15 protein-coding genes and 1 other annotated feature are annotated in these 23,225 nt (G+C 46.4%); of the genes, 8 read left to right on the top strand and 7 right to left on the bottom strand.

Annotated features, from left to right (window positions below; genetic code table 11):
* Positions 1–22: 22 nt before the first annotated feature.
* Entirely contained in the window at positions 23–3,367 is a 3,345-nt protein-coding gene (locus tag MKY54_RS25110) for a cellobiose phosphorylase (protein WP_339188277.1), read from the top strand.
* A 56-nt stretch (positions 3,368–3,423) separates the two neighbouring features.
* Here the strand turns inward: MKY54_RS25110 and argS are convergent, their stop codons facing one another.
* The gene (gene argS / locus MKY54_RS25105; protein WP_339188275.1) at positions 3,424–5,289 is read right to left on the bottom strand and encodes an arginine--tRNA ligase; all 1,866 of its coding nucleotides are present in this window, start codon (positions 5,287–5,289) and stop codon (positions 3,424–3,426) included.
* Between the two features lie 40 nt (positions 5,290–5,329).
* Positions 5,330–5,548, bottom strand: a binding site (T-box leader).
* Positions 5,549–5,797: 249 nt separating this feature from the next.
* Here argS and MKY54_RS25100 point away from each other — a divergent pair.
* From MKY54_RS25100 to MKY54_RS25090, 3 genes are all read left to right on the top strand, one after another.
* Positions 5,798–6,157, top strand: a complete 360-nt coding sequence (locus MKY54_RS25100; RefSeq protein WP_036687001.1) for a hypothetical protein — start codon at positions 5,798–5,800, stop codon at positions 6,155–6,157.
* Between the two features lie 45 nt (positions 6,158–6,202).
* On the top strand, positions 6,203–8,914 hold the full coding sequence (locus tag MKY54_RS25095; protein ID WP_339188273.1) for a collagen-like protein: 2,712 nt from the start codon (positions 6,203–6,205) through the stop codon (positions 8,912–8,914).
* A gap of 430 nt (positions 8,915–9,344) precedes the next feature.
* Positions 9,345–11,129: an exosporium glycoprotein BclB-related protein gene (locus tag MKY54_RS25090; RefSeq protein WP_339188271.1), complete on the top strand. Its 1,785-nt coding sequence runs from the start codon at positions 9,345–9,347 to the stop codon at positions 11,127–11,129.
* Positions 11,130–11,202: 73 nt separating this feature from the next.
* Here the strand turns inward: MKY54_RS25090 and MKY54_RS25085 are convergent, their stop codons facing one another.
* The 6 genes from MKY54_RS25085 to MKY54_RS25060 form a co-directional block, all read right to left on the bottom strand.
* Positions 11,203–14,547: a DEAD/DEAH box helicase gene (locus MKY54_RS25085; protein ID WP_076303261.1), complete on the bottom strand. Its 3,345-nt coding sequence runs from the start codon at positions 14,545–14,547 to the stop codon at positions 11,203–11,205.
* An 81-nt stretch (positions 14,548–14,628) separates the two neighbouring features.
* Positions 14,629–15,318 (bottom strand): TetR/AcrR family transcriptional regulator, encoded by a 690-nt coding sequence (locus tag MKY54_RS25080; protein WP_076220316.1) that lies wholly within the window; start codon positions 15,316–15,318, stop codon positions 14,629–14,631.
* A 57-nt stretch (positions 15,319–15,375) separates the two neighbouring features.
* A complete protein-coding gene (locus MKY54_RS25075) occupies positions 15,376–16,425 on the bottom strand; it encodes an ABC transporter permease (RefSeq protein WP_076277516.1) in 1,050 nt (349 codons plus the stop codon).
* Positions 16,422–17,153 carry an ABC transporter ATP-binding protein gene (locus tag MKY54_RS25070; protein ID WP_339191281.1) on the bottom strand — a complete coding sequence of 244 codons (732 nt, stop codon included), beginning with the start codon at positions 17,151–17,153 and terminating at the stop codon, positions 16,422–16,424. The genes MKY54_RS25075 and MKY54_RS25070 overlap by 4 nt, the downstream gene beginning before the upstream one ends.
* A gap of 563 nt (positions 17,154–17,716) precedes the next feature.
* Complete coding sequence (locus MKY54_RS25065; RefSeq protein WP_339188267.1) at positions 17,717–17,896, bottom strand: hypothetical protein; 180 nt, start codon at positions 17,894–17,896, stop codon at positions 17,717–17,719.
* A 60-nt stretch (positions 17,897–17,956) separates the two neighbouring features.
* On the bottom strand, positions 17,957–18,145 hold the full coding sequence (locus tag MKY54_RS25060) for a hypothetical protein (protein ID WP_339188264.1): 189 nt from the start codon (positions 18,143–18,145) through the stop codon (positions 17,957–17,959).
* Positions 18,146–18,486: 341 nt separating this feature from the next.
* On the opposite strand from MKY54_RS25060, the gene MKY54_RS25055 reads away from it, so the two are divergent.
* The 4 genes from MKY54_RS25055 (at position 18,487) to pstA (ending at position 22,746) form a co-directional block, all read left to right on the top strand.
* Entirely contained in the window at positions 18,487–19,923 is a 1,437-nt protein-coding gene (locus MKY54_RS25055; RefSeq protein ID WP_339188261.1) for a stalk domain-containing protein, read from the top strand.
* Between the two features lie 54 nt (positions 19,924–19,977).
* A complete protein-coding gene (locus tag MKY54_RS25050; RefSeq protein WP_038573065.1) occupies positions 19,978–20,838 on the top strand; it encodes a phosphate ABC transporter substrate-binding protein in 861 nt (286 codons plus the stop codon).
* A gap of 82 nt (positions 20,839–20,920) precedes the next feature.
* Positions 20,921–21,868 (top strand): phosphate ABC transporter permease subunit PstC, encoded by a 948-nt coding sequence (pstC, locus tag MKY54_RS25045; RefSeq protein WP_339188260.1) that lies wholly within the window; start codon positions 20,921–20,923, stop codon positions 21,866–21,868.
* A gap of 50 nt (positions 21,869–21,918) precedes the next feature.
* The gene (gene pstA / locus MKY54_RS25040; RefSeq protein ID WP_076194563.1) at positions 21,919–22,746 is read left to right on the top strand and encodes a phosphate ABC transporter permease PstA; all 828 of its coding nucleotides are present in this window, start codon (positions 21,919–21,921) and stop codon (positions 22,744–22,746) included.
* Positions 22,747–23,225: the final 479 nt, after the last annotated feature.

Here is a 23,225-nt window from a genome sequence, read left to right as displayed (position 1 = left end):
CGTAATGGAGGAAGTGTATAATATGACTACTAATTTGAATACTAACATCCGTTTAAACGCCGGGGATCTATCCTTCACTTTTACAAACAGCGGGGACTTGTTCCAAGTCCTCTACGAACGGACAATGATCAATCAATTGCTGCCAAGCATTGTGGATGGTTCATTATCCAATCTATATTTGCGAGTGCACAATGATGGAAACATTCAAGCCATTCCTTTGCTGGGCATTCATTCTTCAAGCACTGTACGTAAGGCTGGAAACCGTTTGGTTTGGGAAGGTACCGCGGAAAATATTGAATATCAAGTTATTTTCACCCCTACTGCAGGAGGAGCTTGGTTCTGGGATGTGAAGCTTACTGGACAAAATGCAGAGGTAGATCTTGTGTACGGACAGGATGTAGGGATTGCTGATATCGCCGCTGTCCGCAGTAATGAAGCTTACCTGTCACAGTATATCGATCATGCGGTATTTGAGGATCAATCCAACGGGTACGTTGTTTGCTCTAGACAGAATCAGCCGCAGGGCGGGAAATTCCCATATCTGCAACAGGGTTCACTTACCAAGGCAACAAGCTTCTCAACAGACGGTTTTCAATTCTTTGGACTGTCCTATAAAGAAACCAACCAACCAGAGAGCTTGGGTCGTGAGCAATTAAGTAATGAGATCTATCAATATGAATTTGCATATACTGCGCTGCAATCGGAACGGGTGAAGCTGAGCGGGGAAACACGGTTTGTGTTCTACGGATTGTTTAAGCAAGATCATCCAGAAGCGATCACTGCGCTAGAATTTGCTAATGATATTGCTGCGGCTTGGGATGCTGTTAAAGATTTACCTTTAGAAGCTGAAGCAGCACTTGAACGTTCTTTCTTCTCGAAGGAGCTGGGAGCACCGCTGGCTGCAGATTCGCTGACAGAGAAAGAGATCGGGGTCTTGTTTCCGGTTCGTTATCAGGAGGAGAGAGAAGGAGACACACTACTTTCCTTTTTCACTGAGAATTATGAGCACGTAGTATTAAAAGAGAAAGAAATGCGCGTAGAACGGCCACACGGCCATATCCTGATGAGTGGGGATAACGCTCGACTTAATGATAAGGTCATCACAACAACTTCTTATATGTACGGGATCTTTAACTCCCAAGTGGTAATTGGAAATACCAATTTCAACAAGCTAATGTCCAATCCAAGAAATGCGCTTAACATTCCAAAAGCTTCAGGACAACGCATTTATGTAGAGTGGAACGGTGAATATCGTTTGCTGACCATGCCTTCTCTATTTGAGGTTGGTTTCAACTATGCTCGTTGGTATTACAGAACAGATGGTGAATGCTTCATTATTACGAACTACACCACCGAAGATTCGCCAGAGATATTCCTGAATGTGCGTTCGGAAAGCGGACGAGCTTATCGTTATTTAGTCACTAATCAAATCACCATGAACGTTAATGAATACGAGCTTCCATATCAATCTAAGCAAGAAGGTGGAGCAGTAATCTTCTCGGCTGACAGAAGCGCACTAAGTGCTGGTGAATATCCTGACTTACAGTATAAATTACAGGTACAGGGTGCGGAGTTAACTCTGCAGGATGAAGGTAGACTTGTCTCTCCGGTTCAACCAACTGAAGCGCCGTTAGCAGTTCTGGAGCTGTCTGCCAGCAGTGAATGGACCTTGAATATTCAAGGGCTTCTGGATGGTAAGTCACTTGCTCCAAGAAATCGTTCAGCTGAGGAAGAAATTTCTGCTTATCGCGCGTTTTATGCTGGTGTGATGAATGGCTTCCGCCTGACGCTTGGGGACGGAACAGAAGGTGAACTGTTTAAGGTTAACGCTCTGACTTGGTGGTACACACATAACATGCTGGTTCACTATTCGGTTCCACATGGTTTAGAGCAATATGGTGGCGCTGCTTGGGGAACCCGGGATGTATGTCAGGGACCTGTGGAATATTTCATGGCTACGCAAAAATACGAACAGGTTCGGGAAATTTTGCTGACGCTGTATAGTCATCAATATGAAGATGATGGCAACTGGCCACAGTGGTTCATGTTTGATAAATACACGAAGATACAACAAGAAGAAAGTCATGGAGATATTATTGTATGGCCGCTTAAGGTGCTTGGAGACTACTTGGCAGTAACTCAGGATTACAGCATCTTGGGAGCAACAGTACCGTATACCCGTAAGCACAGCTTTGACTTTACAGAAGAAAAAGCGACGTTGCTGGATCACGCACGGAAGGAAATTGCTTATATTAAGGATCATTTCCTGCATGACACACATCTGTCTTCTTACGGTGATGGAGACTGGGATGATACGCTCCAGCCTGCAAATCCACAGCTGAAGCAGTATATGGTTAGCAGCTGGACAGTGGCGCTTACCTATCAGACACTTAATCAGTTCTCAGAGGTACTTCGTTCAGTTGATCAAGCTGAGGCAGAGGAACTGAAGGCGATGGTGGAAGGAATCCGTAAGGATTTCCATACTCATATGCTTCAATCCGAAGTGATTCCTGGCTTCCTGTATATGGAGGACCCTGAGCAGATTAAGCTTATGGTGCACCCAAGTGACACAGAAACAGGTATTCAGTACCGTCTGCTGCCTATGACGCGCAGTATGATCAGTGAGCTGCTTACTCCGGAACAGGCCGAAGCACACTATGATGTCATTCAGGATAAACTATTCTGCCCTGACGGTGTGCGTCTGATGAATCGTCCAGCTCAATATGTTGGCGGGGTCAGCACTCATTTCAAACGTGCGGAGCAAGCGGCTAACTTTGGCCGGGAAATTGGACTTCAGTATGTGCATGCACATATCCGTTATGTAGAGGCTATGGCTAAGCTCGGTAAAACCGATCAGGTCTGGAAGGGTCTGGCAGCGATTAATCCGATCGGAATCCGCGATGTGGTGCCAAACGCTGAACTACGTCAAGCTAACTCCTATTTCAGTAGCTCGGATGGTAAATTTAACACCCGTTATGAGGCACAGGAGAATTTCGATAAACTGCGCAATGGTGACGTAGCTGTTAAAGGTGGCTGGAGAATCTATTCCAGCGGTCCTGGGATCTATATGAACCAGTTAATCTCGAATGCACTGGGGATCCGTACGGAAGGTGGAGACTTAATTGTTGACCCTATTCTGCCGGACTCGCTGGATGGAATGCACTTTAGTTTTGAATATGCAGGCACTAAGGTAGACTTTATCTATCACCTTACAGGTCGTGAGATTAGTCAAATTACTATCAACGGTACGGAAGTGCAAACAGAAGGTACACCTAACCGCTATCGTAGTGGTGGTGTTCGCATCAAACGTGCGGACTTTGATCGTCTCAGCACGGAAGCTGGAAATGTGATAGAGATTTATAAGTAACATATATAGAAGGGCAATCTCCGCGTTAAGCGCGGAGATTGCCTTTTTTGTGTTTTTTACATTCGGCTCGGTGTCGGTAACCCAAGCACTTCGAGCACATCTCCCAAGATGTCTTTGAATCTTGAAGTGAGCCAGAGGCGGAATTCGATCGTAGCTGGATCGCCTTTTAGAATCGGACATGCAGAATAGAAGTTGTTGAACAGTGTAGCTAAGGTATGTGCGTAAGTGCAGAGCGTATTTGGCGTTAACTCTATACTTGCTGAATGTAATATCTCGGGCCAGAGGCTTAGCTGTCTTAGCAGCGCAAGCTCTGCTTTTTCCAATTCGGAAGGGAACTGAAGCTGTGCGGCAGCTGTAAGGATTGGGATCGTAGCTTTACTCAAAACGCTTGTCGCACGCGCAAAAGTATACATCAGATAAACTCCGGTATTGCCGGATATTTCGGTAGCCTGTTTGAAATCAAACACGATTTCCGTTCCTAAATTAAACCGCAGCAGATAGTAGCGAATCGCAGCAGTGGCAATCAATCGGCTGGAGAGGCCGTCTTTATCGGAACGTGTGTGCTCAATGTTCTGTTCCATAAGCTCCACCAGATCGCTTACCTTAATCCCGATTCCCTGGCGCCCGGACATAGCATAAGAAGATTTGCCTTCTGAAATATCTATACCCAGCTCGGCCGCCGAAGCGGGACTAAGAGATACAACACCATAGCTCACATGATGGAGTTTGTCTGCTTGCTCGTTATAACCTAGTGCCCCTAAGGCTTGCTTAACCATCTGTTGTGGATATTCCTGTCTGTAATCGATCACATTGATGACTCTGTCCGCCTGCCCATAAGATTCTTGGGTTCCAGTTAATCCAGTTGTCCATAAACCGGACGAGAATTCGCTATAGGAGAAATCTTTGGTCAAAAGACCAAATTTCCAGAGATGATAGGCAATATCTTTGGCTGTATACGTTAAAATCCCATTCGAACGCACCAGCACCTTATCGAGCTGATGCTCCTCTGAATCCGCTCCAATGTTAGCCTCTGTTCCTTGCTTTAGCACCCAGCAGCCTGCGAGTTTACCTTCAGTCTCTTGTACAAAAACGGCTGTCTGCTTCAGTAGCTCAGCTGCGGCTGCCCAAAATCCCTCTTTTAAAATACTGCTCTCCCATACCAGCAAATCATAATAAATTCCAAAATGTTTCATTTCCTCTACATGCTCTCTAACGATGCGTTCAGCTACAAGGTTGCCCAGCCAGGCTTCGTTACCGCCCCCTTGTTCAAGGGAGTGCAGTATATCTGTGCGCTTATGTGTCATCTCAGGGTTCAGCGCATATTCTTTGTTCACTTTGGCATAAAGATCCCAGCAAAAATCACCGAAACGTTGGTGTTCCCCTTCTAAAGATATATTTAATAATCCAACAACTGTATCCGCCAGCTGATTGCCGAGATCATCAATGTAGTTATGGACCTCTACGTTATACCCAGTTCTTTTCATAATTCTGACTAGAGTATCGCCGATACAGGCGTTTCTTAGATGACCTACGTGAGCGGCTTTGTTGGGGTTGATAGAAGTGTGCTCGATGATGACTTTTTCCCCAGTGCTGGCAGGCAGTTCAAAGGAATGTTCAGCCCAGCTTTGCCAATTCATATACAAATTGATAAATCCGGGAGCAGCGACTTCAACTTTTTGTAAAAGACCGGCGAAGCGCCCTTGGAATTGAAGCTCTGCTTTCACTAATTCTGCTATGACCATTGGGGATTTACGTAGAGTTTTGGCTAGCTGCATAGCGATATTGCATGAATAATCACCATGTTCTAGATTTGCTGGCTGTTCGATCAGAATGGCAATGTCCTCTGGATAGTCAGCTCCTAAGGTATTGAATACACGTTGTACACTGTGCTCGATTCCGTCTTTGATGATTTGATTTAACATGGTATACCCTCCTTTGAAAATACAAAAAAGCCCTCGTCTCAAAAGAGACGAGGGCTTTAGCGCTCGCGGTACCACTCTCGTTGCTGAACAAGTTGTTCAGCCACCTTACGGGATAACGGCCTTCAGCCGGGACTTCCTACTAAGGTTCAGAAGTCCATCTCACGGGTGCGCTTCATTAAAGGGATCTGTACCGGCTTACACTCTCCCGGCTCGCTGAGGACTAGATCTCGTTAATTACTCTCCCGCTCATCGATGCTTAATTAATTTTTACCAGTATACCTAATATTTCATAAAAAGCAATAGTGGTTAGCTTCTTAACAATCTTGGTTGCTCTTTGTTGTTAGATTATCAGTTTAGTAGATTATAAATTTGGAAAAAGAAGGCTGTCTTGTTATAGGACTAGCTGTTCCTTTGCACAACAGTCCACACGCTAACTCAAGCCAAGGAATATTACTATACGGAGCCACTAAACTTTCAAATTGTAGTGGAAGGGAGGAGTGAATAAAACATGGCTATTTTTTCTACTGGACCTATAGATAACAGCCCGATCCTAGGGGTCAGACCGTCGCAACTGGTAACCGTAAAAGTAGTTAATCGGGATTCTCTTAATCCTTATAATCTAGTTATTCAAGGTTTCCTTCTTAACGGATCAAGAACGATGTATGTGAATGAAACAGTAAATCTAGCACCTAATCAAGTTTTAACTAAGAACTATTTTGCCGACTTGGACGCATTTGAATTTGTGTTTACAACAGTAGAAGCAGTTGAAGCAGAGGTTGGGATTTCAGTCTGGGGAAAACAGAACTCGGGGGCATTGGTAGATCCTCATCGCATAGTTGCGTGGGAGAAGCAGGCAGTATTAATTTAATAATTATTTTTGTGACACAGTTAACGTTAAAGGAGTGATGAGAAATTGAGTTATTTATCTACCGGACCGATAGACAATAGTATGGTAGGGGGTGTAAGACCTACTCAGCATGTTACTGTCAAAATTGATAACCGAAGTGACATTGATTCATCAATGGCTCTTGTTCAAGGATACTATATGGATGGGACAAGAACTTTATATGTCAGCGAGCTGATAAATGTAGCACCTAATGAAGTTATAACACGTGATTATTATGCCGATTTTGATGCGTTTGAATTTATTTTTACAACTACAAGTCTGGTAGATGATCCGATTCAAATCTCAGTATGGGGAAAAAATAGCGTTGGCCAGATTGTGACTGCCCATCGACTTGTACATGCAGAATTGCTTGGTGTAACGCAAGGGATAACTGGTGCGACCGGTGCGACTGGTGCAACGGGAGCGACCGGAGCCGATGGAGCAACTGGAGCGACCGGAGCAGGAGAGACTGGAGCGACAGGTGCAACAGGGGCAGATGGAGTGACTGGGGCGACTGGTGCAACGGGAGCAGACGGAGCAACTGGAGCGACCGGAGCAGGAGAGACTGGGGCAACAGGTGCAGATGGAGTAACTGGTGCAACCGGGGCGACGGGAGCGGATGGAGCAACGGGTGCAACAGGAGCGACCGGAGCAGGAGAGACTGGGGCAACAGGAGCCGATGGAACTACAGGTGCAACAGGAGCCGATGGAGCAACGGGTGCAACAGGAGCGACCGGAGCAGGAGAGACTGGAGCTACAGGAGCAGACGGAGTAACTGGGGCGACTGGTGCAACGGGAGCTGACGGAGCAACGGGTGCAACAGGAGCGACCGGAGCAGGAGAGACTGGGGCAACAGGAGCCGATGGAGCAACTGGCGCGACTGGTGCAACGGGAGCGGATGGAGCAACAGGAGCAACGGGAGCGACCGGAGCAGGAGAGACTGGGGCAACAGGAGCAGATGGAGCTACAGGTGCAACAGGAGCAACGGGAGCAGACGGAGCAACGGGAGCGACTGGAGCAGGAGAGACAGGGGCAACAGGAGCAGACGGAGTAACTGGGGCGACTGGAGCAACGGGGGCCGATGGAGCAACGGGTGCCACAGGAGCGACCGGAGCAGGAGAGACTGGGGCAACAGGAGCAGATGGAGTGACTGGTGCGACTGGTGCAACGGGAGCAACTGGAGCGGATGGAGCAACGGGTGCTACCGGAGCGACCGGAGCAGGAGAGACTGGAGCTACGGGTGCAACGGGAACAACGGGAGCAGACGGAGCAACTGGAGCAACGGGTGCTACCGGAGCAGGAGAGACTGGAGCTACAGGAGCAGACGGAGTAACTGGTGCGACAGGAGCCGATGGAGTGACTGGTGCAACTGGAGCAACGGGAGCCGATGGAGCAACGGGTGCCACAGGAGCGACCGGAGCCGATGGAGTGACTGGTGCAACTGGAGCAACGGGAGCCGATGGAGCAACGGGTGCCACAGGAGCGACCGGAGCCGATGGAGTGACTGGTGCGACTGGTGCGACAGGAGCAGACGGAGTAACTGGGGCGACTGGTGCAACCGGAGCGGATGGAGCAACTGGAGCAACTGGAGCGACCGGAGCAACGGGAGCGACAGGAGTAGCTGGAGCAACCGGAGCAACCGGAGCAACGGGAGTAGCTGGAGCAACCGGAGCAACGGGTGAAGCTGGAGCAACCGGAGCAACGGGTGAAGCTGGAGCGACTGGAGTAGCAGGAGCAACTGGAGCAACAGGAGCAACAGGAGTAGCTGGTGTAACCGGAGCAACGGGTGAAACAGGAGTGACCGGAGCAACAGGAGCAACGGGTGAAACAGGAGTAACCGGAGCGACTGGAGTAGCAGGAGCAACAGGAGCAACAGGAGTAGCTGGTGTAACTGGAGCAACGGGTGAAACAGGAGTAACCGGAGCAACAGGAGTAGCTGGTGTAACCGGAGCAACGGGTGAAGCTGGAGTGACCGGAGCGACTGGAGTAGCAGGAGCAACTGGAGCAACAGGAGTAGCTGGTGTAACCGGAGCAACGGGTGAAACAGGAGTAACCGGAGCAACTGGAGCAACAGGAGTAGCTGGGGCAACCGGAGCAACGGGTGAAGCTGGAGCGACTGGAGCAACGGGAGTAGCAGGAGCAACGGGAGCAACAGGAGTAGCTGGAGTAACAGGAGCGACTGGAATAGCTGGTGTAACCGGAGCTACCGGAGCTACCGGAGCTACCGGAGTAACTGGAGCAACAGGTCCGAATATTCAACAAGAAGGGTTTTCTGCTTTCAAACCCTCATTGGCAATTTCCACATCTACACAATTAACTGGCTGGACTGTGACAACACCTTTTTATGATAGCCCGTCTTTCGACGAAGTTGGTGGAAATTATACCATTCCGACAACTGGTAGATATTCGATTGAAGCGACTATCAATTATTCCACAACTGCCTCACTTTCTATCAGTCTTGGTGCTGGAGTTAATCCGGCTTTCGTAGTTCAGAGAACTTCTCCTACTGCAACAAATCTGGTAAGTGGGTTGTTCCCAGTACTTGATGTGAATGTAGCGCTTATATTAGATTTGAGAGCAATTTTGGGAAGTGGTACTGTGACGCTAGCTGGAGAATTTGCATTAACCGCAGGTGATGTGATTGGCTTGTTCTATGTGGCAAATGGTTTGACGGTTCCTTTGAATTTGGGTGGAGCGAACTCAGCAGGTATCGTCTGGTCTGTTCATGAATTAACTTAAGCTTATTTATCTTCAAGTTCAGTGTTTATAACAGGGGTAATTCGGTAGCCGTTAGTGTGGCTCTCGGGTTACCCTCTGTTTTGTTGGCATATGTTATAAGTCGACTGGAACGTTGCTTATTAGATTCTTATTCTATTAAACCATTACAGATTTTTAGCTTATTTTAATAAATCAAATATGTGTAATAGTAGTTTTTAAATGGATGTCCACACCTTAATTCAAAATAAGAATAATACTATAAAGAGCCAAAAAATAGGAACTAATTTTCTAGGCTCATAGATTATCAACTTAGAGTAGGTAGGAGGAATGATTATAGATAAAACCACGTTTTTTACAAAGCTATTGAGGAGAATCTTGTTCGGTTGATTTGATTTTCGCAATTCAAATAATAAGCGTATTTTAAAATTCATAAAAAATGAGGTGTTGAAAATTGAGTCAACTATCTACTGGTCCTATAGAAAATAATCTGGTAGGCGGTGTAAGACCTACTCAGCTTGTTACTCTTAAAATTGTCAATCAGAGTGATGATACTCCGTCAACGGTTCAAGTCGAAGGCTATTATATGAATGGGACAAGAACTTTATATGTAAGTGAACAGGTTAATTTAGCTCCTAATCAAGTGGTTAATAGGGATTATTATGCAAACTTTGATTCATTTGAATTTCTATTCACAACACCTATTACGATTGATGATCCCATTCAAATTTCAGTTTGGGGGAAGAGTAGCACAGGTCAATTAGTGACTGCTCATCGCCTTGTCTACTCTGAATTATATGGAGAAAATATAGGAATTACAGGTGCTACTGGAGCTACAGGAAGCGTTGGTGCAACGGGAGCGACAGGTGCTGGCGTAACCGGAGCCACAGGTGCTGGAGCCACGGGAGCGACAGGAAGTGCAGGGGCAACGGGGGCGACAGGAAGTACTGGCGTAACCGGAGCCACAGGTGCTGGAGCCACGGGAGCGACAGGAAGTGCAGGGGCAACGGGGGCGACAGGAAGTACTGGCGAAACCGGAGCCACAGGTGCTGGAGCTACTGGAGCGACAGGAAGCGTCGGAGCAACGGGAGCAACAGGAAGCACTGGAGCAACGGGAGCGACAGGTGCTGGCGTAACCGGAGCAACAGGAACTGCTGGAGCAACGGGAGCAACAGGAAGCACTGGAGCAACGGGAGCGACAGGTGCTGGCGTAACCGGAGCAACAGGAACTGCTGGAGCAACGGGAGCAACAGGAAGTGCTGGAGCAACGGGAGCGACAGGAACTGCTGGCGTAACGGGAGCGACAGGAAGTGCTGGAGCAACGGGAGCGACAGGTAGTGCTGGTGTAACTGGAGCGACAGGAACTGCTGGAGCAACGGGAGCGACAGGAACTGCTGGAGCAACGGGAGCAACAGGTGCTGGCGTAACCGGAGCAACAGGAACTGCTGGAGCAACGGGAGCAACAGGAACTGCTGGAGCAACGGGAGCAACAGGTGCTGGCGTAACGGGAGCGACAGGAAGTGCTGGAGCAACGGGAGCGACGGGTAGCGCTGGTGTAACTGGAGCGACAGGAACTGCTGGAGTAACGGGAGCGACAGGAAGTGCTGGAGCAACGGGAGCGACGGGTAGCGCTGGTGTAACTGGAGCGACAGGAACTGCTGGTGTAACTGGAGCGACAGGAAGTACTGGAGCAACGGGAGCAACAGGTGCTACTGGTTCAGGTGCAATTATTCCATATTCTTCTGGTCTTCCAGTAGCAATGACCACTGTATTAGGGGGGCTTTTGAATACTTCAAGTGCAGTTGGTTTTGGTAGCAGTGCAACTAATATCAGTATTACAGGCGGTACTATAGATCTCACCGGAGCGGCTGGAACCTTGCTGAACTTTGCGTTCTCGGTTCCTAGAACTGGAACGATTACGTCTATGGCAGCCTATTTCAGTGCGACAGCTTCCGTTAGTTTGGTGGGGTCTACGGTAACAATCACGGCTCAATTATACAGATCTACTACACCTAACAATACCTTCACAGCAGTACCTGGGGCTTTAGTTACGTTAAGTCCTCCGCTTACAGGATTAATTGCTCTTGGAACTATTAGCAGTGGTAATACCACAGGTTTGAGCATCCCTGTAACTGTGGGAGAACGCTTGTTGTTGGTCTTCACTTCGACGGTCACGGCTGGCATTGACGTTGCAACAACTGTTGCTGGCTATGCTAGTGCAGGAGTTACAATCGCATAATCTGAAGAAAAAGGGATATCCCGATAGCCCTATGGGCTGCAGGATATCCTGATTTTTTCTCCAACGTTGTTATTTAGATCATTAGAATCTCCCGGATGTCTTGCTCTGTGAGGGTAGACAAGCTTTCTTGACCTGGCTGGATGACCTCATCGATCAAGTTCTTTTTCTTCTGCTGCAGCTCATACATCTTGTCCTCTACGGTGCCTTGGGTGACGAGACGAATTACTTGCACTACATTTTTCTGCCCGATACGGTGAGCCCGATCCGCAGCTTGCTGCTCGACGGCAGGGTTCCACCAAAGATCGTAAAGGATTACAGTGTCTGCCCCAGTTAAGTTGAGCCCGGTCCCGCCGGCCTTTAAGGAGATTAAGAAAATATCACGCTCTCCTTCATTAAATTTATTACATAAATCTACTCGTTGAGAAACAGGCGTTTGACCATCTAAATAAAAGTATGGAATGCCCTGATATCCTAGTTCACGCCCAATCAGGCCGAGCATCTCTGTGAATTGTGAGAATACTAACATACGTTTACCCGAACTACGACATTCTTCTATAATTTCGAGCAGCTGCTCGAATTTAGCAGAGCTTCCTTCATATCCATCGACAAAAAGAGCAGGGTGGCAACACAACTGGCGCAGACGAGTTAGTCCCGCCAGAACTTTGATCCGATTATTATTGCCGAAGCTATCTTGGGTCAAATGCTTAAGCGCCTCTTTTTTCAAACGGGCGAGATAAGCTACATATAACTTTTTTTGCTCCGGCAGCAGTTCACATGCTTGTACGGATTCGATTTTGTCCGGAAGTTCCTTTAACACATCACTCTTTAAGCGCCGCAGCAAAAAGGGACGCGCCCGCTTCGCAACCGTTTCTCTTGGTAAATCATGAAAAGCTTTTTTGCCTGGAAACAACCCAGGGAACACGGTGCCGAAAATGGACCATAAATCTTCCAACGCATTCTCCACGGGAGTACCCGTAAGTGCAAAACGGTGCCGGGCTTGAAGCGCCATTACAGCTTGGGCTGTCTGTGTAGTATGGTTTTTTATAGTTTGTGCTTCATCGAGAATCAGGGTATGAAAAGACTTTTTAGCATACAGCTGAACATCTCTGCGAAGCAACGGATAAGAAGTGATGATTACATCAGCTTTTGCTGTATTTTTTAAAATCCGCCCGCGCTCAATTAGACTACCGTCTGCAATGACAGCTTTGATCTCTGGCGTGAATTTTTTAAGCTCATTAAGCCAGTTATAAGTGAGAGACGCAGGAGCGACAATTAGGGCAGGCAATCCATTCTGGCGGATCTCTGGAAGTTCTGACAGGAGAAAAGCGATACTTTGCAGCGTTTTGCCTAACCCCATATCATCCGCCAAAATACCACCAAAACGGTAATGGGCCAACGTCTTCAACCACTGAAATCCATATTGTTGATAATCCCTTAGCACAGGAACCAGACTGTCAGGTATAGGAAAATCAAGATTCTCAGGATTCCGCATGTTCGCAAGTAACCTTTTAAAGGATCTGCCCAGCTTAATGGAGTCACTCTTAGCATCCGTGGAGGTCAAATGTAGCCCGCGAACAACGGGCAGAGAAAATTCCACCCCTTTGATCTCACCTTCCCGGATGCCTATATCATTCATAAAGGTAATGATTTCTTGAAGCTCCTCGCTCTCCAGCGGTAGCAGGGCCCCATCAGGCAAGCGGTAGTATTTGCGTTTTTCCTGCAGGGATTTTAGAACCATAACAATCTCAGCTTCTGGAATCCCGCCCATATCGAATTTAAAATCAAGCCAGTCCGTCTTTTCATTCCAACTAATGCTCACCTTTGGGGGTGTAGTGCTCGTGAACAGTCTTGCTTTGACTGCGGAGGTCGCATAGACCGAAAGCAGCGGTTCCAGCAGCGGAATGGTATGGTACAAAAAATCGTACTCGCCCTCTTCGTCTGTCATAATATATCCGCCTTCAGTTTTAGCGAAGGATTCGTGCTCCATCAGCTCCAGAATGCGGGCTTCTCCCTCCCCGTCTCGCAAAAGAATCAAATTCGTCCCGCGAACATGGGCTTTTTCATCTAAGGGATTGATCACAATGTCACCATATTGGAACTCTAGTCCGGCGAGCAGCCGATCTCTCACACGGTCCAGATAAAGTCTCGCGATAAGCCTATGTTGGACAATCCGATCCGCGATGGAATCGGCGATATGGACGTTGCCTAGCTTTTTCAGACCAGGAATAACCTTGTCCATAAAAGACTCCATTTGCTCGGGGGCAATATCGATACCATTTCGGCGGGAGGAATCCAGCATTTTTTTCATTTCAGCAAGGCGTATGCATTCTTGAGGGGATAGCTTCAGCAACTTACCTTCCGATAGTACTATCCCGTAATCTTCTAAGACCGAAATCTGCTCAAGTCCTTGAATATCCAGATGATATCCATCCTCTTCTGCCTGTTCAAATTCAAAGCTGAGTGGAGGCGCCTCATTGGACACGTGGATGCCTTCGTATAGCACCTCTTCTTGTTGCAAAAATACCGACGAGACCTCTGAAAGCGCAGGTTGAAGCGACTCCCAGAAAAAAGGAGGGACGGCCAGCAAACGATCTCCCCCAATACTTCCCCCATAAGGTGAGTAAGGAGTTACGTTATCGCGGTACATTTTTTCATTTAATACAATATCAATCAGCTTCTGTAGAACAACATTGTCTTCCTTCCGAAAGCTGTAAATGGCAGGATCATAGATAAAATGTTTCGAGAACTCAAAGGATTCTCCGCGGTGTACGCTTTCTAGAAATCCCCTTATTTTCTGAACAATATATAGACGTTTTGGACCGACTTTCATTTCTATACCCAGCATGGTGTGGCTGTAACTATAAGTGAACGGCTTGCATGTAAACTCTATATTTAGAGGAAGTCTGTTATCTACAAAAGCCCCCGTACCGCTAGGACGCGGTGTATGGTTGCTGAACATCCCCAGTAGGCTGCTCACGAGCTGTTGATCTCTGGACTTTCCCCCGTTGTCTTGCGCAGTATCTGTAAAAATACGTGGGGTTAGAATCTCAGTATCTTCTATAGAGGACAGGTGCGAAGCTCCGGTAGGCTCTGAACGATCTCGGCCAGTTTTAAGGGCGTCAACGTTGATCAGCACAGCCGCGATATGTTTACAGAATGGCCCCCCATGGGAGTAGGCTGGACAATTACACTCTGCCTGGACATCCCCATCAATATCAATGACCACCATAACTTCATAGTCGATCGCCCCCTGAACAATGGCTTCATATCGAGAGCGGGGCAAATCTGGAATGGAGTCATTGTATTCTTCAACTTCAATTATATCGACACTTTCAGTTTGGTAATAAGCTAATCCTTTTTCAAAAATAGACTTGCCGCACAGCAGTTTGATTACCCGTTCTGATACACTAAAGCCCATAACATAATTCCTTCCTCATAACTTGATCTTGAAAAGCCCGAATTTAATATAGTACTTATGATAACAGAACGGGCGTGCGCATCAAATAGGGGGTGTTGTTTTACTTATTCCATGCATGATAAAAGCGATCGTCAGGTTGATTTCTTCCTCGTCGTTCCAGTCCTTATCTGGCTGCAGCAGCAAGCGATTCATCAAATAACCTACGACAGATGAGAGTGTGAAGCGTATAAGTGTGGGTGTAGGCACCTCGATGATTTCACCCTTTTCCTTAAAATGTTCAACAATATCAATCACGCGCTCCAGTATTTTGCTAAGAATATTCTCTACAAACTGCGCTCTAACTGTTGGCTGAAAAGGAATCTCCTGAATAAGAATCTTAAGAATTTTAAAATTCTTGCGGGCGAAATCCAGCCGATTGATCATAAATGCCCGCAGGAACTCCTCAAAGCTGTCGTAGGGCATATCAAGCACGCCGTTGAAATTCCGCAGCACAAAAGGCGCAAGCATGCGACTCATGGTAGGACCTACTATGGCAAGCAGCAGATCATTTTTAGTCTTGTAATAGCGAAAAATCGTTCCCTCCGCCACGCCCGCCTTCTGAGAAATTTCACTCGTGGATGTCGCAGAGTATCCTTTTTCGGAAAACACCTCAATCGCCGCTTGTAGAATAGAAATCTGCTTCGGTGTCAGTTTCTCGTCTTTGCCAAGGGTCAGCAGCTCTTCTATCCACTGCTCTTCTATATTTTGTTCCGTAGAAACTTCCTCTTTCATTACAATAACCCTCCATGCTTGATTCATTTTGTTTCAATGATAATAGCTTTTGTGAAGTTACATTTTGCGATGCTTGCGCAGTGCCAATACATTCAGCAGCATAAATAGCAGCGAAAATCCTATAAGTACATAGACATCCATTGCAATTGCGCTCCATCCTTTGCCACGGACCATAATGTTCATCAGAGCTTCTGATCCGTAATAGATCGGTGTAGCGAGGCCAACGCGCTGGAGCCACAGTGGGAGGGTATCGAGCGGGAATAATCCACTGAGGAAGATTTGTGGCACTATAATGAGTGGAATGAACTGTATCATTTGCAACTCATTGGCTGCAAAAGCCGACAGCAGTGTGCCCAACGTCAGCGCTGTCATCGATAGGAGTAATGTGATCAGCAATACGTAACCAAAGCTGCCTGTCATCATAATGCCAAGAATCTGTATGGAATACCATGAGATCAATAGCGCCTGAAAAACGGTAAATATGCCGAAACCACATACATACCCGAGCACAATCTCCCATCTTTTTAATGGAGTCGAAAGTAGGCGTTCAAGCGTGCCTGTGGTTCGTTCCCTTAAGAAGGATACACCTGCAATCAAGAATACGAAAAAGAAAACAAATACGCCAATCATAATGGGACCGAAACGGTCGATCGTCTTCATATTCTCAGAACCGTAAAGATAGCTGATCTGCGGCTGTAATTGTTCCTTTGTACTTGGAAGAAGTTTTTGGGAGATTTGTTGCAGCGTCATGATTACTGCCTTATTGGCTGTAGGGTTGCTACCTTCTAACAGCACTTGAGGCGTTACTTGCGAATCTCCGGCGGTTCCGTTCAAAGTGATCAAAGCGTCAATTTTTCCTTCAACTAAAGCGCCTTTTCCCAGCTCTGCGCTGGCATATTCTTTGATGATGGCATTTTGTTCTTTTAACGCAGCTGACATATTTAGAGGTACACCGGACACACCGATTTTGGGTTCATAGGCGTCACCGTTGAAGACCAAGCTCATTAAGCTTAGAACGAGGAGTGGTGCAATGAACATTAATGCCATCGTTCTTTTATCATGAATAAACTGTCGCAAAATCCTTAAGGTGATCGCTCGGATTCTCATGAACGCACACCTCCATAATATAAAAAGGCTTCTTCAATAGAAGCTGAACCGGTGGCTTGCAGCAGTCCGGCAGGCGTGTCGGCAGCAAGCAGCTTGCCATCACGGATCATTCCGAGCCGGTCACATTTTTCAGCTTCATCCATGACATGCGTGGTCAGCACAATGGTGGTGCCTTTCTGGTTCAGCGCTTTTAGTTCCTTCCAGATGGATAGCCGCAGCACCGGGTCTATGCCAACTGTAGGTTCATCAAGAATAAGCAACGGCGGTTCATGCAGCAGCGCGATCGCCAATGATAAGCGGCGTTTCATCCCGCCGGAGTATTGGTCTACTCTTTTTCTTAAATGATCTTGTAAATTAACGATCTCCATTACGGCTGTGATGCGTTTGGAGCGTTGCTCCCCCTTTAGTCCATATAGCGCTGCAAAAAACTCCAGATTCTCCTTCGCGCTAAGCTCCGTGTACAAGGCATCAGACTGGGCCATATACCCAATCTGTTGCAGCATAGTCAGCTTCGGCATCGTCACGCCAAGTATTTTCACCTCGCCGGAGGTTACCTCATCGATACCTGTAAGCAGCTTCACTAATGTTGTTTTTCCTGAGCCCGATGGCCCTAGTATGCCAAAGGTTTCCGCACGTTCCACTTGAAGCGAAATATCCTCGAGCACCTGTTTCTCTCCAAACGCTTTCCCGACATGGCTCACTGAAATAACTGGAATCTTTGAACCCATGTTTATCTCCTCGATTCTGAATGTTCTGGGATACTTACTTGAGTTGAAGGTGTAGAAGGTGATGGTGATGTTGATGGTGATGTTGATGGTGATGGTGATGGTGATGGTGATGGTGATGGTGATGAACTGCATTGCGTTAAACACTCTAATTATATAATGAGTGAGTACTCACTCATTACTGTGCATCAAAAGTTAGGAATTGTAAACCATATATTTTATACAAAGGTATCCCACAGTATTAGCTTAATCCCGATTGACGTTTGTTAATTCAACATGTCCTTTTACTATGTATATAGATAGAGATGATCTGAATAAAAGGCAAAAGTGCCACTAAATAGCGCCAGTCCGCCTAAACTAGGTAATAGAAAGGCATAAATGCCCTTAAATGGCGTCGATCTACTTAAATCAGCTAAAAGAAAGGCATAAATGCCTCACAATAGCACGGGTTTACCTAAACCAGACAAAAGAAGGGCATAAATGCCACTAAATAGGCATGATTTAGATAAATCAAGTAAAAGAACGGTATAAATCCCGTACAGTGAGCTCATTCTTGCTGAAGTCAGCTAAAGAACGGTATAAATCCCGTACAATGTACCCAATCCCGCTAAAGTTAGCAAAAGAACGGTATAAATCCCGCACAATGAGCCCAATCCCGCTAAAGTTAGCAAAAGAACGGTATAAATCCCGCACAATGAGCCCAATCCTACTAAAGTCAGTAAAAGAACGGTATAAATCCCGTACAATCAGCCGAATCTCCTACGATGCCCCTTACGCAGAAAGCGCCCCAACAGACCAGTTAGTTTTTAAATCGTAAGCAGCAGCCACATAATTGATAGCAGACTCTCGCCAGTAACAAGCTTCCCCACGCGCCAAGCGATCTCCGTAATACGCTCCCCACCCGCCCAAGCGACCTCCGCAATATACTCCAAGTGCCCAGCGGCCTCCGTAATATACTCCAAGTGCCCATCGACCTCCTCAACAAGCTTTCCCACCCGCCCAAGCGACCTCCCAATATACTCCACCCGCCCACCTCGGCAACAAGCTTCCCCCACCCGCCTGCAATCTCAAATTAGTCCCTACGTCTCACCAAATCCCAAACAATTCTCCAACTAAATAAGGTAGCCACACCAAGCACCTTTTTACGAAAAAAGGCTGTTTTTGCTGTTTAGTTCATTTGGTTTAGAGCAAGAAAATTGTTAAATGAGCTAATATACCTGATTTTTTTAAAAAAAGAATACTAGTTAATATTTCCATTACATTCCTCTGCAACAGAATTGACAATTGTAGACGAAAATGACATTAGCAGTTACCTATACGAAAAGGGTGAATCTAATTGAAAAACAGTAAATGGATTAGCGCAACGTTGGCTTCAGCACTTCTTGCAACAGTAGGCGTTGGAAGTGCATCTGCAGCTAGCACCGGCAGTAATGTAAAATCTGTAGCTACCAATCAAGTCGCTGCTGTTACAGCAGTTAAAGAAGGTACAACTACTTGGAATGTAAACGGAACGCCGATTGTGTTTAACACCATTAACAGCAGTGGTTACAAGCTTTACTCGCTGACTCAGGTAGCTGGTGAAATTGGGGCTAAGGTAGTACTGGGAACAAGCGGGTTTGAACTTAACGACAGCAAAGGACTACATAATGTGCAACTCAAAACAGGCTCAAAGAGCTATCAAGTAGATGGTAATTCCGAATCGTTCACAGTGGCTCCAGTGTTTTATAACGGTAAAACCTATGTAGAGCTGACTAAGTTAGTTATTGCATTAGGTGGAGAGCTGGATGCTGATGCTAGCACGATTTTGAGCTTTGCACGTCCGGAAGGATTGTTTGATACTTTGCACTGGACGGCAGCTGGTAACCTGATTGCGAACAAAAGTGATGCTGAAACTACTCAGCTTATCAAATTCAGTACAGAACCAGGTAACTATGAAGTGTTTTCGTCAAATGACAGTGCAGTGGACTTTGCAGTATCGCCGGATCAACAGTGGGGAGCTTTTAATGATGAGAAAGGTTTGCTGAATCTGATTAACTTGTCTAGCGGAGCTGTTAAAACACTAGGCACCGACAATAGCGTGAAGACAGATCTGGTTTGGTCCAAAGATGGGAAAAGCATTTATTTCGTCCAAGGAGACAAGCAAGAAAAAATCGCTAAAATCTCAGTAGAGACTGGTGATGTTAAATCCGTTTTGGCTGACAAGGTTGAGAATAAATCTGAACTGCGCATTTCTGCTGACGAAAAAAACGCCGTTTATATCGTTAATTTGACGGGTGTTGCTAAAAATGATGCAGACAGCACAGAAGATTCTCTTACGGTAGACTTCAGCTCGGCAGGAGAGCAGCTTTACAAGCTTGATCTGGCTACAAAAGATGCTAAACCAGCTGCATTAACAACCACAGCGGATAACAAGCTTTACCCAGAGATTTTGGCTGATGGAAATGTGGCATACCTGAGCGCAGATGCAGACGGCAATGCGAAGAATACCCTGAAGCTTGTAAAAGCGGACGCAACCAGCACTAATATTGCACTTGATATCGAAGTGAATTGGTCCACTGGCGTTAGCAATGGTTTGGTAGTGGCAGGTACTACGGCAGACGGAAGCACAGTGATCTATTCTATCGATGGTAGTGGTGCAAAGACCGAACTGTTCCGTACGACTGAAGATGTATCTGAAGTATCTGTATCTAAAGACGGAAGCAAGCTTGCGATTGTGAGCGGCGACAGCGTATGGGTTATCCAAGGCGGTAAAGGGCTGCAACTGACTAAATAATGATTATCCCAAACATATTTTAACGGCCTAGAGCCGAGAGGAGAAAATAGTACAATGAAAATCTTCAAGAAATTAACAGTAACGGCTTTAACAGCCGTAATCGCGGTAACCGCATCTTTTGCAGGGATTGCAGCAGCAGCAGATTCACTTAGTGGCAAAATCACCGTTAACGGTTCAACCGCACTTCTTCCATTGACCTTGCAAGCGGCAAAAGAATTCCAAAAGCTGCACCCTAAAGTAAAAATCGCAGCATCTGGTAAAGGTTCTGTAACTGGACCACAAGCTGTGAAAAAAGGCATCGCTGATATCGGCGCTTGCGACTGGGATGCTAGCATCGACGTACCAGGCTTCAAAGCTTTTGACGGACAGGTAGCGAACAAAGTAGCTGTCATTCCTTTTGCAACGATTGTAAACAAAAATGTGGGTGTAGATAACCTCACAACAGAACAACTTAAAGGCATTTTCGCTGGCAAAATCACCAACTGGAAAGAAGTAGGCGGCGCAGATGCAGATATCGTTGTCATCACTCGCTCTTTCGGTTCTGGTACCCGCGTTAACTATCAAGCTAAAGCCTTGGATGGCGGAGATATCGTTAAAAAAGCTAAGAACTACAAAGAAACAGGTTCATCCGGCGACATGAAAACAGCAGTAGGAACTACTCCTAACTCCATCGGTTATATCGACCTTGTTTATGTAAGTGGCGACGTAAAAGCAGTGAAACACAACGGTATCGCAGCTACTACAGACAACGTAATTAACGGTTCTTATAAGATTTGGGCTTATGGTTACTACATGACTAAAGGCCAACCTACTGGCGCAACTAAAGAATTTATCGAATACGTACAAAGCAAAAAGTTCCAACAAGGTTCTCTGAAAAAGCTTAAATTCATTCCGATCGCAGCAATGAAGGGTTAATAACATCTGAAGATCATATTGAACGGTAACAGCGGCCAGCCCCGATTTTGATACGGGGTTGGCCGCTTACAGGAGGGAAAGTATGGGGGCACCAGTCCACAACCTGGCAACTAAGGTTAAGGAGGGCGTTACAGAAGTTAGCGCCAACTCCAAACGTCACAGTAGACATATGTTTAGCAACCGATTATTCCGCTTTTATTTCTTATACAGCATTCTTGCACTTTGCTTCGTGCTTGGACTTGTAATTCTATTTATCGGCAAAACGGCGCTGCTTCTGTTTGGTCATCTCTCGCCTGCGGACTTTTTCTTTTCTTTTAACTGGACGCCTGAAGAGGACTCCTTTGGGGCTGCTGCCTTCATTGTAAATACACTTTCACTGACGGCTTTGACCCTGCTGATCGCAGTACCTATTTCTGTGGGTATGGCCGTGCTCTGTGCGGAGATTGCTCCAAAGTGGATGAAGACCTTCATTCGCCCAGTGCTCGATTTGCTCGTTGGTATTCCTTCTATAGTATATGGTTATTTAGGCTTAACGGTATTACTTCCTTTTCTGCGTAGAGTTAGTGGGGAGAGCTTGGGCGATGGATTACTGGCTGCGGCCCTCGTGCTCGCATTAATGGTCCTGCCAACAATTTGCCGAATCAGTGATGATGCAATTGTCGCTGTTCCACGCAAATATCGGGATGCTGCGTACGCTCTTGGATCTACCCGTCTGCAAGTTATTATGCGTGTTGTTTTGCCTGCGGCTAGCAGAGGAATTATCTCCGCGGTCATTCTCGGGATGACTCGTGCTGTGGGGGAGACAATGGCTGTAGTTATGGTTATCGGAAACACACCACAGTTGGCGAAAACCTTATTTACACCTGCTTCGGTCTTGACTAGTAACATCGTTATGCAAATCTCGAATGTAGAGTTTGAATCAACCTGGAATTATGCCCTACATATGATGGCTTTTCTTCTGCTGGTGATTTCCTTTGTACTGATTCTGATCATCCGCGTGCTGGGTAGAAAAAGGAGGGATGCAGCGTGAACGGATTCGCAAGTACAAAGCATACAGCGCGTGCTCAGAGACGCAATAAGATGGCGACTATAGGGTTTTATACGCTTGGGGCTTTAGTTATGCTGCTAATCTTCTGGCTGCTCTTCACGATTCTTAGTAAAGGTCTGCCAGCACTGCGGCCTGACTTCCTGATTAAACAGCCTGAAGAGATTGACGTAGGTGGCGGGATCGGTCCTGTACTTTTCAACTCTTTTTATATTTTGTTCATCTCGCTGCTTATTTCCGTCCCTATCGGTTTAGGTGCGGGGATTTATATGGCGGAGTATGCTCCGGATAATGCTTTTACAGGCGGCCTGCGTATATGTGTAGAAGCTCTCTCTTCGGTTCCTTCAATTGTATTTGGTATGCTTGGACTTGCGATATTTGCTGAATATTTTGGGATCGGCCTGACGATTCTTGGCGGTGGGGTAAGCTTGGCGCTTTTGAATCTGCCTATGCTTGCACGTGTGACGGAGGAAGCGGTTCGTGCTGTTCCTGGGGAGATGCGTGAAGCTGGATATGCACTGGGCATGACTAAATTCCACGTGATCCGCACAGTAGTTCTACCCGTTGCAATGTCAGCCATTGTTACTGGGATTTGTCTCGTTGCTGGACGCGCCTTCGGGGAGTCTGCGGTTATTATCCTTACCGCGGGTCTCAGTACCTCGGGCGAAATGTGGGACTTTAATCTGTTCTCACCGGGTGAAACCCTTGCAGTGCATCTCTGGTATGTACAATCTGAAGCAATTGTAGAAGATGCGCGGCAAATCGCTGACAAATCAGCGGCAGTACTCGTATTTGTAGTTCTGTTTATTAACTTTGCCTTCCGTTTTCCGCTCTGGCTCGGAAATCGCCGCAAAGGGCGCTGATTCCGCTAATATAGGAAGACATGCATAAAAAACTGTCTCTCGGCGAGAAATCGCCGTGAACAGTTTTTTTATTCCCGATTAAATAAGCAAAAGGTACTCTCATCCTTCGATAAAATTGCTAATGCGCGTGTCTTTGAGTAATTGGATTGGCCACGCTTATAGAAAGCTAAAAAAGTTCCTATATTTAAAAATCAGAAATGGGAATGTGAAGAGTAATAGTCGATGAGTAGTGAGTGATGAGTAATGAGTAGAGAGTGATGAGTGGTGAGTGGTGAGTGGTGAGTGGTGAGTGGTGAGTGATGAGTGAGTAATGGTAATAAGAGTGGTTTTTAATTGCACTTTATGCACTTATTTTTAAGGGGGATAGGTTTGTTTGGGTTTAATTGCACTTTGTGCAGTTAAAAATGGTGAATAGGCCATTCTAGGCGTAAATCTGAGAATATAAGTGTATGAAATGCAATTAAAGCGAGTTTTGGAGG

Origin of the sequence: Paenibacillus sp. FSL P2-0121, from assembly GCF_037975345.1 — a bacterium.
Classification (GTDB): Bacteria; Bacillota; Bacilli; order Paenibacillales; family Paenibacillaceae; genus Paenibacillus_AQ; species Paenibacillus_AQ odorifer.
This window is presented reverse-complemented; position numbering and strand designations above follow the sequence as displayed.